Genomic DNA, 15,546 nt, shown 5'->3' on the forward strand with positions numbered 1-15,546 from the left:
CAATTTGGCTCGGTAGCTCAGTTGGTAGAGCAATGGATTGAAGCTCCATGTGTCGGCGGTTCGATTCCGTCTCGCGCCATATTTTATTTATAACTTGGAAGGGTAGCGAAGAGGCTAAACGCGGCGGACTGTAAATCCGCTCCTTCGGGTTCGGGGGTTCGAATCCCTCCCCTTCCATTACTTTAGTTACGGGCATAGTTTAAAGGTAGAACTAAGGTCTCCAAAACCTTCAGTGTGGGTTCAATTCCTACTGCCCGTGTTAATATGATTATGGCGGGTGTGGTGAAGTGGTTAACACACCAGATTGTGGCTCTGGCATGCGTGGGTTCGATCCCCATCACTCGCCTATTTTATATTATTGGGGTATAGCCAAGCGGTAAGGCAAGGGACTTTGACTCCCTCATGCGTTGGTTCGAATCCAGCTACCCCAGTTACTATTTGCCGGCGTGGCGGAATTGGCAGACGCGCTGGACTCAAAATCCAGTGTCCGCAAGGACGTGCCGGTTCGACCCCGGCCGCCGGTATAGTAATAAAGACAAGGTTTTCGGACCTTGTCTTTTTTTCTTTGTTGTGTGTCGAGTTACCAATTTTTTCCATTTTAAAATAAATCATCAAGTTTATTAGCCAATGTTTTCTGTTTGCTAGGGTACAAATGAGAATAAGTATCAATTGTTGTTGTAATAGATGCGTGTCCTAATCTTTCTTTGACAACAAGATAATCTTCTCCTTGATTTATAAGTAATGATGCATGAGAGTGTCTCAAATCATGAATTCTTATTTTCTTTAAATCTTTATCCCTTTCTAGTATTTGCTTAAACTTCTTATCAATCATATTTTTTGTAATTGTTATTGGTGTACTCTGTATTATTTGTAGTTCTTCAGTATTTTTCGTAAATTCCTCAAGTTTTTCTTTTTGTTTTACTTTCCAGTCTTTTAGCATTTCTGCTAATTTCTGATTTATTGTTATATTTCTAGTTCCTGATCGTGTTTTTGTTGTATTAATGTAGCTTGTATTATTGACAAAGTATACCGTTTTGGTAACGTAAATCGTATTTGTTAAAAGATTTATATCATTCCAGTTTAATGCGAGTATTTCTCCCATTCTCATTCCAGTAAAGAAAGCAATTACGAAAAACAGGTCATAGCTTATTTCATCATCTCGAATAAGTTCTCTAAATCTCGTGAACTCTTCTATACTCCAAAATTTGATATTAGGCTTCCTAATTGGTAATTTTCTAAGATTCTCAATAGGATTTTTATCAATGAGGGATTTTCTTATACCAGTATCAAAAATTTTTTTAAGTAAAATTAGAACCTTATTAATTGTATTATAGCTTAAAACTTCATTTTCATTTTGTTTTTTAGGTTTTGTTTTTAGGTATTCACGAAATTCGAATATATGGTCATACGTTAATTTATTTAAATTTGTATTTTTAAAATATGGCTTAATATGACGCTCATAATTGTTTCTTTGTGTACTTGTGTAGCTTACTTTTCTGCCATTTTTCAAATCATCTTCTTCAAGTAAGTCGAATAACATATCCGTTGTTACTACAAAGTCAAATTGTTTTTCTTTTAATTCTACAACTCTAATATGTTGTTCAAGTTCTAGGGCTTCTTTTTTAGATTTTAATCCTTTACGAATAATACGTATTCTTTTTTGTGTGACTGGGTGGAAACCGTTAGAAACATCAACAGTCCATTTACCACTTTTAGCTTTACGAATAGTCATTCATTATGCTTCTTTCTGGAGTTCAATTCCTAGTAGTTCTTCAGCGACACTGGCTGGAATTGTACCAATCCGTTTGTTATCGTAGATATTAAAACCACGATTCACTAATAGTAATTTGCCAGTATGGATAATCTTTCTTGCAGTTCCTGGAGCAAATCCAAGTTCGATAAGGTCATCTTTTGTTACAGTTTTAATCATGTGATCTCCTTTTCTGATTAGATTAAGTAAGGGGAGGATTAGCTCCCCTTGTCTAATACTTATTTTTGTTTTACATCTACTAAATGGATAGAATCCGCTTTGTAATACATCGTTGAACTAATCATAGTGGCTTGTAAATTGTCAAATGTAACTGGTACCTCGTCCATTGCTTGGATATAGTCATTATCGACTAAAGCTTCTGGATTATCTACTGAGACTTGGGTTGATTTCTTTTTGAATTGTCCATCCTTGATCGTTACATTGTATTTCCAACCAATGATTTTATCGGTATTAAAACGTCTTTCGCTACCATCTCGATTTTTGATAATTTCTCCGTTTGCATCTGCTCGGACTTCCGTTTCAAATTTTGGAATAACTTCATCCAATTCAAATTTTGTTCCAATGTTATTAAAATTCCAGTCATTTTGTGAAAGCATTTTTGCCATAGTTAATTTCTCCTTTTGATATTTTCTTTGATTGTAGGGATTAAATCCTCTCTTTTAAAGAGAATTGCCCGTTCTATTAATCCACTTGCTAAATCTGGTGGATATTCCATATTGTTGAGTGCGAGATAGTTAGACTTCTCATACTCATGCAGTAAGTTATTGTCGTATAGAAATTTATACGCTTTTAGAATAGCTCCAGAACCTTTATAGGTAAACCATTCTAATTTTTGTTCTAGTTCTGTTTTTGGTTTTGGAATAATGATAGAGACAGGTTTTGAGTGACCTAAAAACTTTTCCCAAGATCTCAAAGGTTTTGAGAATTGACTATCACTATAGAACCTCACTTTTTCTTTGAGATATCCCTTGGTAAAGTTGAGAAGATCTATTTCTGAATGCAACCATTCTTGAATGAAGTAGTGAGCTTTTTCTTTCCTAAGTTCTAACTCCGTTCTTATCCAATTTTCTATATACCGCTTGCTGATACCGAGCTTCTCAGCTCGTTCTAAGCGTTTATCGTAAATTCTAAGTCTTTCATCATCATTGGGTTTTCTCAAATATAAGGTCTGACCGATTGCTTCATCTCCGTAGGTATTGTAGTAGGTGCTTTTTCCATATATAAAGCGTTTCTTCTGACAAATCTTTAGAAGCTGATTAGGAGTGAAATAGGGTGTTTCATTAAAATCATCTATTGCAATATCAATTCGTCTTACTGAAAACTGATTGTAATTGTAGTAGAGGTTGTTCAGAAACTGTCTTTCGGACAGACTATTTGGATCTAATACCATATCTCTAAAGAACTCGAGTGCCTGTCCTGACATGACAAGCATGTAGGACGACTCTTTCGCTCCATAGTAGATACGGATATTCCCATGATGAAGCTGGCTATCATAGTTATAGTATTTAAGGCTCCCTTTATTCTCAATAAATAGGTCATAGTCAAGAAATAGAATGTCCTCAATTATTTCTCTTGGCGAAAATTCAGTCTTATCAAACTGAATTTGAATCCAGTCAAATACAGAACGTAAATGTTCATTTTTTGCCATAGATTTTGATTCAACTTTTTGCCTAATTTTGCCACCCTTAAAATCTCTGAAACCCTTGGAAATACTGAATTCTTTCGATGGTACACCTAACTTGCAGAGGGTGGTGTTACTACACACCCTATCGGTCAAAAATGGTCCGTCCGCATCTACGCTCATTTTCGGCTTTCTACCTCCTGGCTCAGCCGAAAACTCGCTATTAGCCGAACCTATTTTTTGACCTCTTGTTAACAAACCCTAGTAAGCCGGTTTGCATCGACTCTTCAATATCTTGGATTTTCTTTTTTAGACTGGCATTCTCATTTTTTATCAGTCGTATTTCTCGCTTAAATTCCTGTTTTAACGCACTCAGTTCATCGTAGAGCTCATCTATTACTTGGTTTAGGGATTCTTGCTCATTGTCTGCTAGGCTCCCAAATACGGCTTGTATAGCCTCTTTTAGACCTATTTCAAGTTTTAGGTTAGCTAACTTTTGAAATTGTCTAAGGTCTTCGTCTGTAAAGTCATAGGCAACTGTATAACTTAATTGGCGAGTTCTTGGATTTCTACTGATAGGAATTTTAATTTTTTTAAATTCCTTGCCACTTATCTCTTTAATCAGTTGAATCCAATTTTTAAGAGTAGAGGTAGAGTTTAGGCCAGAAATTTGATTGACTAACTCTTTATTGGTCATCTTTTTGTGAAACCTCCGAAATTTTCTTGTGCAACTGAGGACTTTTCTGTGGTATAATTGTTACATAATATGTTTTGATCTTGGAACGAATGGCACATTTGTTTCAAGATTTTTTTATTTTGTCGAATCTTACCTCCTTTATTAAAATTTTTTAAATCAACTACTAATTACATACGCTTTTACCTCCTTTTATGATATAATATTCTCAATGGAATATTTAATCTCAAAATAAATATTCCTTATGGAATAATTCTATTTTATACCGTTTAGAATATTTTGTCAAGCTAAAATATACAGAATCGAATATTAAAGAGGATACAATGTTTAGTAATAATTCTTTTGGAGATCGTCTTAAGGAACTGAGAAAGAGTAAGAAGTTAACACAGGTACAAGTTTCTGAGATGATTGATGTACAACAAGGTACTTATTCTCGTTGGGAAAACGGAACTTTAGAGCCTAATTTAGAAGCGGTTGTCAAATTAGCAAAATTATTTGATACCACGACCGACTATTTATTAGGAAAAACGACTTACAGTACTCTAGATGTTGTCCCGCATCCAATCACTAAAATTGATTTGAAAAAATTAAAAGAGTTTAATAAAACAGATCTAAATGATCTGAAGTTTGCTATTGTCATGCATGGGATAAAAAATCATTTCACTACATTTGACTATATGGATGAGCTAGTCTCTAAATATAATTTAGATGAAGAGGAGCAAGAAATATTGCATACCCTTTTTAAAGAGGTTCATGATTATTTTAATGCAGATTGATGATTTGTTTTTAGGTTCTAAATTCATTCTAGATGTTGGTACTATTTGTCATAATTCTTGACTCTGCTTTTAAACGGGAGCACAGTGATATTGAGGACAAGCAGTTGAAATGTTGCAGAAGTTGATAACATAAATACAAACCTACGGTGAGCCTCCATAGGTTGTTCAATATTTAAAAATCGCTATTTTACTGATGAAGTAAAAAATATTGGTATTACAGCGAAACATAAAATATGATACAATAAAAACAATTAATAGTTCGATCATTTATCAAAGAGGAGTAAGAATGATGAAAAATATTTATATGTATATTCAAGATACTATGGCTGATTTCGAACACGGCTATTTAATGCAGGCGCTAAGCTTACAGTCAATGTTAGGAGAAGCTAAAGTAAAATTAGTAACAGTTTCTAAAGGGAAAAAGTCTATAAAAACTGCTGGAGGCATGACAATTGTTCCAGATGTTAATCTATATGATTTAGATACTGCAAATGCAGCTGCGCTAGTGCTTATTGGAGGTGATACTTGGTTGGATAATGAGCAAGATGATGTTTTAGAAGTAGCCTCTAAACTATTGCAAGAAAATATTTTAGTTGGAGCTATTTGTGGCGCTACTTTGGGATTAGCTGAAAAAGGAATTTTAGATAATCGATATCATACAAGTAATGCTTCATTCTTTTTAACCCAGATGAGCCAACATTATCGAGGGCAGGATTATTATAAAGATGAGATTGCAGTTCAAGATGGAAAGCTTATTACCGCTAGCTCAGCCGGATCTTTATCATGGACTAAGCTCATTGTCGAGGAGTTAGGCCTATATTCAAAATCTACAGTAGAAGCATGGTTTAATTATTTTTCAACGGGGGATGCTCATTATTATTTTGAAATGATGAACTCTTTAGAAAAAGATGCACAAGGACATTAGTATGAAAAAGATTATTCTCCTTCGCGGAGTAACACCAACAGGTACCAATAGAATTCCCAAAATGTCTTATTTAGTAGAAATCCTAACAGAAGTTGGTTTTTTAAATGTTCAAACATATATTCAGAGTGGGAATATACTGTTAGAATCAGAGTTATCTGACGAAGAAATCAGAAAGTTAGCTCATGATACGATTTTGGATAAAATTGGAGCTGATTTATCAATAATTATCAAAGAAATTAATCAATTAGAGATTGCTGTTCAAGAAAACCCATTTGATAATACTTATGATAGTTCTCGTATTCATCTAGTTTTTACTAACGAAGAGATTCCCGAAAGTACTCTAACAGAACTTAGTAGAGAGAATTTTGGAGATGAAGAGTTCTATGGTGGTCACGAGTGTTGTTACCTATATTTACCACGTGATGCTCGAAAAAAACGTTTAAACACTAATTATCTTGAAAAGAAATTTGGAATTCGGATGACTATGCGAAAATTGAGTGTGGTTAACCGACTTTCAAAGTTTTAATCAGATAGAATCAGATAAAGTTATATTAAAAAAACCTAGAAACACTTGAATCCTGTCAATAATTTTGTGTAAACACTCACGAATAGTTTCAGAGTGTTAATCAAATAAGCTTTGAAGTGTGTTAAAACAGTAGCTAACCCCTTTTTGGATTCATTTAATTTTCTTGAAATTATAATCTTTAAATAAGATAACTACATAACGTTCCATATCCTCCTTGTTAGGGGAAAGAAGCTTCTTTTTGTTTGATATCCTAGATATAGTTCTATTTAGTTTCTTTATTTATGGAATTCTAAAAGACATAAAGGGTTTAAGCCAAACAAAAGGCGACTAAATATCTAGACGTAATCTAATCTAATTTGAATTGTCTTTATCTGGGGTATGAGTCCGTGTCTTTAACGGGGTTACTAAAAAGTTACTAAAATTTGAAAAATGAGTCTATTTTGCAAGATTTAAAAGTCCTAAAAACCTATTAAATCAAGGTTATAAGATTTAAAAAATGTATTCATAGAACTCAAAATCCAGTGTCCGCAAGGACGTGCCGGTTCGACCCCGGCCGCCGGTATAGTATGAAAGACAAGGTTTTCGGGCCTTGTTTTTTGTTTTGGTAAAGATTTTGATTAAGTACAGATATCTGATGAATGATCTTTTTCTTCTTATTCTAGTCATTTTTAGTGTATTTTTGGTATAATATTACTTATTCACAATTTATTTTGATTATGAAAGAGTTTGGTGATTAATGTCTCGGTCTGTTGAATTACTAAAGAAACGTTACTTAAAGAATATAAAAGAGAACCCAGATTTATTTATTGGGATTGAGTTAGAATTTCCTATTGTAAATTTAGAGAGTAAAGCTACAGATGGTGAAGTTGTTAAGGACCTCTTTCGGTATTTACCATCAGTACTGGGCTTTACTATCGAAAAAGTGGATGATTTTGAGAATCCAATTCAGTTGCTTGATCCAGTCAGCCAAGATACGATCTTATTTGAGGTTGCTTATACGACAATTGAGTTTGCATTCGGAAAGGCCGAATCTATCCAAGAGGTAGAAGAACGCTTTGATTTCTATATGGCTACGATTCAGAATAAGTTAGGTGAAGCTAATCATGCTATTGTTGGCCGCGGAATTCATCCTAACTGGGATAAAAATGAGAATTGTCCAGTGGCTTATCCCCGCTATCAGATGTTGATGGATTATTTGAATTTGAGTAGAAATGTTACTAAATCAGATTTACATCATTTCCCTGAGTATGGGGCCTTTATCTGTGGGAGTCAGGTTCAGCTGGATGTTTCAAAGTCTAGCTTTCTGCGTGTTATCAATGCTTTTACTCAAATTGAAGCTGCCAAAGCTTATTTGTTTGCAAACTCTGAGTTTTCAGGGGCAGATTGGGACACCAAAATTTCGAGAGATATTTTTTGGGAAGAGTCTATGCACGGGATTTATCCTGAAAATGTAGGCGTCAATGCCAGACTCTTCAAAGACGAGGATGATTTTTTTGATTATCTAGATCATTCTGCAATCTTTACTGCGGAACGTGATGGGCAGACCTATTATTTTTATCCGATTCAGGCTAGGGACTATTTGACTACACCTGAAATCCAGGCATTTAGCCTTAATGGGGATGAGGTTCTTATTTACCCTCAGGAGGAGGATTTCCAAACTCATCGTAGTTACCAGTACCAAGATTTGACAACTCGAGGTACTATTGAGTTTCGTAGTGTCTGTACGCAACCCTTGAATCGTACTTTTGCTGCGACGGCTTTTCATTTGGGTTTGTTGGTTAATTTAAACAAGTTAGAAGCTTACTTGCAATCTGCACCATTTTTTACCAGATTTGGTCGTGATTATAAGTCTTTAAGGAAAAAATTTTCTAAGAAAGTGCTCACAGATGAGGAAGAAACTGCAATTGTCGAGTTTTCTAAAGACTTACTCACCCTTGCTGAGGAGGGGCTGGAGAAAAGAGATAAGCAAGAAATGGTTTATTTAGAGCCTTTGAAGAAAGAATTGGGATTATAATTTCTCTTATAAAGGGAGAATTTTCTGAAAAATCATGATATAATGGAAGAGACTATAGATAAAGGATAGAGATTCATGACATTAGTTTATCAATCAACGCGTGATGCCAATAATACAGTAACTGCCAGCCAAGCTATTTTGCAAGGTTTGGCGACGGATGGTGGTCTGTTTACACCACTTACTTATCCAAAGGTGGATTTGGACTTTGAAACATTAAAAGATGCTTCTTACCAAGAAGTGGCCAAATTAGTTTTATCAGCCTTTTTAGATGACTTTACGGCTGAGGAGTTGAACTACTGTATCAACAATGCCTACGATAGCAAGTTTGATACTCCAGCTATTGCGCCATTGGTGAAACTGGATGGGCAATACAACTTGGAATTGTTCCATGGTTCAACGATTGCCTTTAAGGATATGGCCTTGTCTATCTTGCCATACTTTATGACGACAGCTGCTAAAAAGCATGGTTTGGAGAACAAGATTGTCATTTTGACAGCGACATCTGGTGATACTGGGAAAGCTGCTATGGCGGGGTTTGCCGATGTGCCTGGTACTGAGATTATCGTTTTTTATCCAAAGGATGGTGTCAGCAAGGTACAAGAGTTGCAAATGACTACTCAGACTGGCGACAATACTCATGTTATCGCTATTGATGGAAACTTTGATGATGCGCAAACAAATGTGAAACATATGTTTAACGATGTAGCTCTTCGTGAAAAGTTGGCTGCCAATAAACTGCAATTTTCATCAGCTAACTCTATGAACATTGGTCGTTTGGTACCACAGATTGTTTATTATGTTTATGCCTACGCTCAGTTGGTCAAGTCTGGCGAAATTGTGGCTGGTGAAAAGGTCAATTTCACAGTACCAACAGGAAACTTTGGAAATATCTTGGCTGCCTTTTATGCCAAGCAAATTGGTCTGCCAGTTGGCAAATTGATCTGTGCTTCAAATGATAACAATGTCTTGACAGATTTCTTTAAAACACGTGTTTACGATAAGAAACGTGAGTTTAAAGTAACAACTAGTCCATCTATGGATATCTTAGTATCTTCAAACTTGGAGCGTTTGATTTTCCATCTTTTGGGGAATGATGCGGTTAAGACTGCTGAACTCATGAATGCCTTGAGTACACAAGGACAATATGAGTTGACAGACTTTGATGCAGCGATTCTGGATCTCTTTGTAGCTGAATATGCGACTGAGGAAGAAACTGCGACAGAAATTAAACGTGTTTATCAAACAGATGCCTACATCGAGGATCCACATACGGCGGTTGCCTCAGCTGTTTATAGAAAATACCAAGCGGCTACTGGCGATGCGACTAAGACAGTGATTGCTTCAACAGCTAGTCCTTACAAGTTCCCAGTGGTTGCCGTAGAAGCGGTAACAGGAAAAGCAGGCTTGACTGACTTTGAAGCCTTGGCTCAATTACATGACATTTCAGGAGTGGCAGTGCCACCAGCGGTTGATGGACTTGAAACAGCACTGGTTCGTCATAAAACAACAGTGGCAGCTGCTGACATGCAAGCAGCGGTTGAGGCTTATCTAGGACTTTAAGGCAGAGGGTGTAAACTCGGTTGGGAAACCAACTGAGTTTCTTTTCATCAGGAGGAGAGATTGTTTAAGAAAAATAAAGATATTCTTAATATTGCATTGCCAGCTATGGGTGAAAACTTTTTGCAGATGCTCATGGGCATGGTGGATAGCTACTTGGTAGCTAATCTGGGGTTGATTGCCATTTCGGGTGTGTCTGTAGCTGGAAACATAATCACCATTTATCAGGCTATTTTTATCGCTCTGGGAGCTGCCATTTCCAGTGTTATTTCAAAAAGCATGGGGCAGAAAGACCAGTCCAAGCTAGCTTATCATGTGACTGAAGCGCTGAAGATTACCTTGCTACTGAGTTTGCTTTTAGGGGCCTTGTCTATCTTTGCTGGGAAAGAGATGATAGGACTTTTGGGGACTGAGCAGGCTGTGGCCGAAAGTGGAGGACTCTACCTTTCTTTGGTGGGAGGTTCAATTGTTCTTTTGGGCTTGATGACCAGTTTTGGGGCCTTGATTCGTGCAACGCATAATCCACGTCTACCTCTCTATGTTAGTTTTTTATCCAATGCCTTGAATATTCTCTTTTCGAGTCTAACTATTTTTGTTCTTGATATGGGGATAGCTGGTGTTGCATGGGGGACTATTCTGTCTCGCTTGGTTGGTCTTGTGATTTTATGGTCGCAATTAAAACTGCCTTATGAGAAGCCATCTTTTGGTCTAGATAAGGATTTGTTGACTTTGGCTATACCGGCAGCAGGAGAACGTCTCATGATGAGAGCTGGAGATGTCGTTATCATTGCCTTAGTTGTTTCTTTTGGGACGGAGGCAGTAGCTGGAAATGCAGTCGGAGAAGTCTTGACCCAGTTTAACTATATGCCTTCCTTTGGCGTCGCTACGGCAACAGTCATGCAGGTGGCTCGAGCAGTTGGAGAGAATAATTGGGAAAGAGTAGACGTGGTAAGCAAACAAACCTTTTGGCTTTCTCTACTTCTCATGTTGCCCTTAACTTTCAGTATCTATGCCTTAGGGACACCACTGACTCATCTCTATACGACGGACCCTATAGCAGTCTCGGCGAGTGTTTTGGTGGCACTGTTCTCTCTACTAGGAACTCCTATGACGATAGGAACAGTCATCTATACTGCAGTTTGGCAGGGTTTGGGGAATGCTCGCCTTCCCTTTTATGCAACAAGTATAGGAATGTGGTGTATCCGCATTGGAACAGGATATCTGATGGGGATTGTTCTTGGTTGGGGCTTGCCTGGTATTTGGGCTGGAACCCTTTTGGATAATGGTTTTCGCTGGCTATTTCTACGTTACCGTTACCAGCGTTATATGATGTTGAAAGGATAGGAAATGCAAAAAATAGCCTTTATTTGGGATTTAGACGGGACTTTATTGGACTCTTACGAAGCGATTTTGTCAGGAATTGAGGAGACCTTTGCTCAGTTTTCTGTTCCTTATGATAAGGAAAAAGTGAGAGAGTTTATACTCAGGTACTCTGTGCAGGATTTGCTGGAGCAGGTGGCAGAAGAGAGAAACCTGGATGCGAAAGTGCTCAATCAGGTACGTGCCCAGAGCTTGTCTGAGAAAAATGCCCAGGTAGTTTTGATGCCAGGTGCGCGTGAAGTTTTGGCTTGGGCAGACGAAGCAGGGATTCAGCAGTTTGTCTATACTCATAAGGGGGACAATGCTCTTACTATTTTAAGAGACTTGGGGTTGGAATCCTATTTCAAAGAGATTTTAACCAGTCAGAGTGGCTTTGCGCGCAAGCCCAGTCCAGAAGCGGCGACCTATCTGCTAGACAAGTATGAGTTGGATCCTGAGAACACCTACTATATAGGAGACCGGACTTTGGATGTGGAATTTGCTCAGAATAGCGGCCTTCAAAGCATCAATTTTTTAGAGTCGTCTTATGAAGGGAATCACATGATTCAAGAGTTAGCAGATATTCCTCATATTTTTGAGGATTGGGGACGAGAAGATTGTGTCAGTTTTGTGACAGAAACCTAACAAACTATTTCAAGTAATCGAGTTTGTTACAAGGAATAGACAGTTCTGTTAAATAGGCCCGAGAGGGCTTTTTTTCTGCTTTTTTTGTGTTATGATAGACAGGTACTCATTTGAAAGGAATATGAACGAATGAAGAAAAGAATAATTTTAGCCTCAACAGTAGCCTTGTCTCTTGCTCCCGCATTAGGAGCTAAAGCTCAAGAAATCTCTTGGACAGCACGTACCGTTGAGCAAATCCAAAATGATGTGACGAAAAACGAGAACAAAAACAGCTATACAGTTCAGTATGGTGATACCCTGAGCACGATTGCAGAAGCTTTGGGAGTAGATGTAACGGTTCTTGCTAATTTGAACAAAATTACCAATATGGACTTGATTTTCCCAGATACTGTCCTCACTACAACTGTCAATGAGGAAGAAGAGGTAACGGAAGTTGAAATCCAAGCTCCTCAAGCAGATGCTAGTGAAGAAGTGAAGACTGCGACAGCTGATTTGACGACAAATCAAGTGACAGTTGATGAACAAACAGTTCAAGTAGAAGACCTTTCTCAACCAATTGAGGAAGCTCCAACTGCAACAGAGACTGAAAAACCAGCAGAAGTAGCGCCAAGTTCAGAAGTTTCTGAGACAGCGACAGTTGCTGAAGAGACACCATCTACAGAAACACCTGTAGCTGAAGAAACAGCTGAAACGACTCCAGCGGAAGCACCAGTAGCAGAAACAACTCGCCCAGTTGAAGAAGAAGCTCCTCAAGCAGCGACTCCAGTTACGGAAGAAACGGTAGCAACAACTCCAGCAGAAGCACCAGTAGCAGCTGCGCCAGCAACTGAAACGCCTGCTGATACAAGAGGAACAAGTGCAACAGAAGAAACAGCAGCATCAACAGCAACTTCTGACACTGCAACTTCGACTTATCAAGCAGAGCAAAGCCAAACTCCTTCAAGAACTTATTCAGCTCCAGCGGCTCCTGACTATGCAGGACTTGCTGTAGCTAAGTCTGAGAATGCTGGTCTTCAACCACAAACAGCAGCCTTTAAAGAAGAAATCGCTAACTTGTTTGGGATTACATCTTTTAGTGGCTACCGTCCTGGTGACAGCGGGGACCATGGTAAAGGTTTGGCCATCGACTTTATGGTTCCAGTGAGTTCAGCACTTGGAGATCAAGTTGCAGAATATGCAGTCAAAAATATGGCTAGCCGTGGTATCAACTATATCATTTGGAAACAACGTTTCTACGCTCCATACGATAGCAAATATGGACCAGCCTATACGTGGAATCCAATGCCGGATCGTGGTAGTGTGACCGAAAACCACTATGACCATGTTCACGTTTCAATGAACTAATCATTAAAATGGAAGTTGGGAACTGATTGAGTTCCCGCTTCTTTTTTGTGTGTCTTCCTTCAGGATAATAAGAAGATTATTCTGAAGCAAGGTGGGCCCGCTATTTTGACTCTGCTGAGTATTTTGCTTTTGAAATAAGAAAAGCCGCATCCTGCAAGATGCTGCTTTTTTAGATTTTTATCCATTTCGACGTTTACGGTCTAGTAGGGCTCTGTAAAAGAAGATGTGATTGTTTTGGATATAGGGAAGGATGGAAAAACTAGCAATTCCAAAAGTAATCCAATTGAGGAAGTGCCAAGGAAGTAGTTGTAAGTCGAGGATAAAGCGCTGGAATTTGTACCCTTTCACCAAGAATCGACTGGTTTTCAGAATTTGACTGGGTTTAGCCTGTCCTAAATCCAGAGTGTCGCAGAGGAGGAATTCTACCTGCGAGTAGGCGTAATGTTGCGGGATATAGAGGACATTTCCTACAATCATCAAGATGAGGCTCGCGAAAAAGTAGAGTCCAAAGGTCATAAGGAATTGCTCGGTTTCAAGCGACGAGAGATCTAGTTTTGGAAATTCAGGATGTAGGGCAACAAATCTACGAGCCAAGAGATTGCTATAAAAGAGAAAATAAACGCCTACTAGGTTTGGGATACTCCATAAAAAAAGGTAGAAACGTTTGAGGAGCAGAGTTAGGAAGGTTTGTGAGAAGCGCTCTTCAGCAAAGAGGGCCAGGCTTGATTTTACGGAGAGTTCCGTATCAGGATCCTTGAGGAGTCGGAGTGTCGCAAAAGCAGCACCTGCTAGAAAAATCGTACTCACAAAAGAAACCACTAGTGGGAAGAGATAGGCTTGGAGAACTTGTGCCAGCATGCTGAAAAAGGATTGCTCTAAAACACTTTCTTGGAGACGAGCCAAGGGGTTGAGAAAGCCTGACAAGATGACCAGTATGCTAGGTAATAGATAGACGAGAAGGAGGCGGGGATTTTCAGCCTGAAATTGCCTCGTCTGCAGACGAATGGTTTTTAAATCAATTTTTGGGTATTTCATTCTCTCATTATACCATAGTTCGTGACAGTTCCAGCTTTTTTTGATAAAATCATACAGTATGCCTTTTGGGCGCAAAGTATGAACTGGGACTGTTTTTCCCAGCTTCGGAGGTAAAAAATGTCAGATTCACCAATCAAATACCGTTTGATTAAGAAAGAAAAACACACGGGAGCTCGTCTGGGAGAAATCATCACCCCTCACGGCACCTTCCCGACACCTATGTTTATGCCGGTTGGGACCCAAGCTACTGTAAAAACCCAGTCACCAGAGGAGTTGAAGGAGATGGGATCAGGAATTATCCTGTCTAATACTTATCATCTCTGGCTTCGTCCTGGAGATGAACTCATCGCACGCGCAGGTGGTCTCCACAAATTTATGAACTGGGATCAGCCAATCTTGACGGATAGTGGTGGTTTCCAGGTTTATTCCCTAGCAGATAGCCGTAATATCACCGAAGAAGGAGTAACCTTTAAAAACCATCTCAATGGTTCCAAGATGTTCTTATCGCCAGAAAAGGCCATCTCTATTCAGAACAATCTGGGTTCAGACATCATGATGTCTTTTGATGAATGTCCTCAGTTTTATCAACCTTACGACTACGTTAAGAAATCCATCGAGCGTACTAGCCGTTGGGCCGAACGTGGTTTGAAGGCTCACCGTCGTCCATATGACCAAGGTTTGTTTGGAATTGTACAGGGGGCAGGATTTGAAGACCTTCGCCGTCAGTCAGCTCATGACCTTGTCAGCATGGACTTCCCTGGCTACTCTATCGGTGGTTTGGCAGTGGGAGAAACTCATGAGGAAATGAATGCAGTCTTGGACTTCACAACCCAACTTCTCCCAGAAAACAAACCTCGCTATTTGATGGGTGTGGGAGCGCCAGATAGCTTGATCGATGGGGTTATTCGTGGTGTGGATATGTTTGACTGTGTCTTGCCGACTCGTATCGCTCGTAACGGAACTTGTATGACCAGCCAGGGTCGTTTGGTTGTCAAAAATGCCCAATTCGCTGAAGACTTTACGCCACTGGATCCTGAGTGTGATTGCTATACATGCAAGAACTACACACGCGCCTACCTTCGTCACTTGCTCAAGGCTGACGAAACCTTTGGCATCCGCTTGACTAGCTACCACAATCTCTACTTCTTGCTCAATCTGATGAAGCAAGTGCGTCAAGCCATCATGGATGATAATCTCTTGGAATTCCGTGAGTATTTTGTGGAAAAATATGGTTACAATAAGTCAGGGCGCAATTTCTAAAGTCTAAAATTAGAATGCT

Annotated in this window: 15 protein-coding genes, 6 tRNA genes and 1 pseudogene; 16 read left to right on the forward strand and 6 right to left on the reverse strand. The window is 38.7% G+C overall.

The window, feature by feature from the left end; genetic code table 11:
* Positions 1-6: 6 nt before the first annotated feature.
* The 6 genes from B7714_RS00125 (at position 7) to B7714_RS00150 (ending at position 524) form a co-directional block, all read left to right on the forward strand.
* Positions 7-79 (forward strand) — tRNA-Phe (locus B7714_RS00125).
* 17 nt (positions 80-96) lie between these two features.
* Positions 97-177, forward strand: a tRNA-Tyr gene (locus B7714_RS00130).
* An 11-nt stretch (positions 178-188) separates the two neighbouring features.
* A tRNA-Trp gene (locus B7714_RS00135) sits at positions 189-259 on the forward strand.
* Positions 260-273: 14 nt separating this feature from the next.
* Positions 274-346 (forward strand) — tRNA-His (locus B7714_RS00140).
* Between the two features lie 13 nt (positions 347-359).
* A tRNA-Gln gene (locus B7714_RS00145) sits at positions 360-431 on the forward strand.
* A gap of 9 nt (positions 432-440) precedes the next feature.
* Positions 441-524, forward strand: a tRNA-Leu gene (locus B7714_RS00150).
* Between the two features lie 74 nt (positions 525-598).
* Here B7714_RS00150 and B7714_RS00155 read toward each other — a convergent pair.
* The 5 genes from B7714_RS00155 to B7714_RS00175 are packed head-to-tail and all read right to left on the reverse strand — an operon-like array spanning position 599 to position 4,089.
* Positions 599-1,732, reverse strand: coding sequence for a tyrosine-type recombinase/integrase (locus B7714_RS00155; RefSeq protein WP_084859168.1), 1,134 nt, complete (start codon positions 1,730-1,732; stop codon positions 599-601).
* 3 nt (positions 1,733-1,735) lie between these two features.
* A complete protein-coding gene (locus B7714_RS00160) occupies positions 1,736-1,930 on the reverse strand; it encodes a DUF3173 domain-containing protein (RefSeq protein ID WP_000598356.1) in 195 nt (64 codons plus the stop codon).
* Between the two features lie 59 nt (positions 1,931-1,989).
* Positions 1,990-2,376: a hypothetical protein gene (locus tag B7714_RS00165; RefSeq protein WP_003009646.1), complete on the reverse strand. Its 387-nt coding sequence runs from the start codon at positions 2,374-2,376 to the stop codon at positions 1,990-1,992.
* Between the two features lie 2 nt (positions 2,377-2,378).
* A complete protein-coding gene (locus B7714_RS00170) occupies positions 2,379-3,575 on the reverse strand; it encodes a replication initiation factor domain-containing protein (RefSeq protein ID WP_084859171.1) in 1,197 nt (398 codons plus the stop codon).
* A gap of 40 nt (positions 3,576-3,615) precedes the next feature.
* Positions 3,616-4,089 carry a hypothetical protein gene (locus tag B7714_RS00175; RefSeq protein WP_061853399.1) on the reverse strand — a complete coding sequence of 158 codons (474 nt, stop codon included), beginning with the start codon at positions 4,087-4,089 and terminating at the stop codon, positions 3,616-3,618.
* A 320-nt stretch (positions 4,090-4,409) separates the two neighbouring features.
* On the opposite strand from B7714_RS00175, the gene B7714_RS00180 reads away from it, so the two are divergent.
* From B7714_RS00180 to B7714_RS09995, 9 genes and pseudogenes are all read left to right on the forward strand, one after another.
* Positions 4,410-4,862 carry a helix-turn-helix domain-containing protein gene (locus B7714_RS00180; protein ID WP_084859173.1) on the forward strand — a complete coding sequence of 151 codons (453 nt, stop codon included), beginning with the start codon at positions 4,410-4,412 and terminating at the stop codon, positions 4,860-4,862.
* A 289-nt stretch (positions 4,863-5,151) separates the two neighbouring features.
* Entirely contained in the window at positions 5,152-5,787 is a 636-nt protein-coding gene (locus tag B7714_RS00185; protein ID WP_032913075.1) for a DJ-1/PfpI family protein, read from the forward strand.
* 1 nt (position 5,788) lies between these two features.
* The gene (locus B7714_RS00190; protein WP_084859176.1) at positions 5,789-6,313 is read left to right on the forward strand and encodes a DUF1697 domain-containing protein; all 525 of its coding nucleotides are present in this window, start codon (positions 5,789-5,791) and stop codon (positions 6,311-6,313) included.
* A gap of 736 nt (positions 6,314-7,049) precedes the next feature.
* The gene (locus tag B7714_RS00195; protein WP_084859179.1) at positions 7,050-8,327 is read left to right on the forward strand and encodes a glutamate-cysteine ligase family protein; all 1,278 of its coding nucleotides are present in this window, start codon (positions 7,050-7,052) and stop codon (positions 8,325-8,327) included.
* Positions 8,328-8,402: 75 nt separating this feature from the next.
* Positions 8,403-9,887, forward strand: a complete 1,485-nt coding sequence (thrC, locus tag B7714_RS00200) for a threonine synthase (RefSeq protein ID WP_084859182.1) — start codon at positions 8,403-8,405, stop codon at positions 9,885-9,887.
* Positions 9,888-9,947: 60 nt separating this feature from the next.
* Positions 9,948-11,228, forward strand: a complete 1,281-nt coding sequence (locus B7714_RS00205) for an MATE family efflux transporter (RefSeq protein WP_084859184.1) — start codon at positions 9,948-9,950, stop codon at positions 11,226-11,228.
* Between the two features lie 3 nt (positions 11,229-11,231).
* Positions 11,232-11,888 carry an HAD family hydrolase gene (locus B7714_RS00210; RefSeq protein WP_084859186.1) on the forward strand — a complete coding sequence of 219 codons (657 nt, stop codon included), beginning with the start codon at positions 11,232-11,234 and terminating at the stop codon, positions 11,886-11,888.
* A 129-nt stretch (positions 11,889-12,017) separates the two neighbouring features.
* Positions 12,018-13,232, forward strand: a complete 1,215-nt coding sequence (locus tag B7714_RS00215) for a LysM peptidoglycan-binding domain-containing protein (RefSeq protein ID WP_084859188.1) — start codon at positions 12,018-12,020, stop codon at positions 13,230-13,232.
* A gap of 57 nt (positions 13,233-13,289) precedes the next feature.
* Positions 13,290-13,370, forward strand: a pseudogene (locus B7714_RS09995) (DUF1304 domain-containing protein); the annotation flags it as partial.
* Between the two features lie 39 nt (positions 13,371-13,409).
* Here the strand turns inward: B7714_RS09995 and B7714_RS00220 are convergent.
* Complete coding sequence (locus B7714_RS00220; protein ID WP_084859190.1) at positions 13,410-14,267, reverse strand: DUF975 family protein; 858 nt, start codon at positions 14,265-14,267, stop codon at positions 13,410-13,412.
* Positions 14,268-14,384: 117 nt separating this feature from the next.
* Here B7714_RS00220 and tgt point away from each other — a divergent pair, with 117 nt between their 5' ends.
* The gene (gene tgt, locus B7714_RS00225) at positions 14,385-15,527 is read left to right on the forward strand and encodes a tRNA guanosine(34) transglycosylase Tgt (protein ID WP_084859192.1); all 1,143 of its coding nucleotides are present in this window, start codon (positions 14,385-14,387) and stop codon (positions 15,525-15,527) included.
* The last annotated feature ends 19 nt before the right edge of the window (positions 15,528-15,546 follow it).

It is taken from the genome of Streptococcus oralis subsp. oralis, from assembly GCF_002096595.1.
In the GTDB taxonomy this organism is placed as follows: Bacteria; Bacillota; Bacilli; order Lactobacillales; family Streptococcaceae; genus Streptococcus; species Streptococcus oralis_D.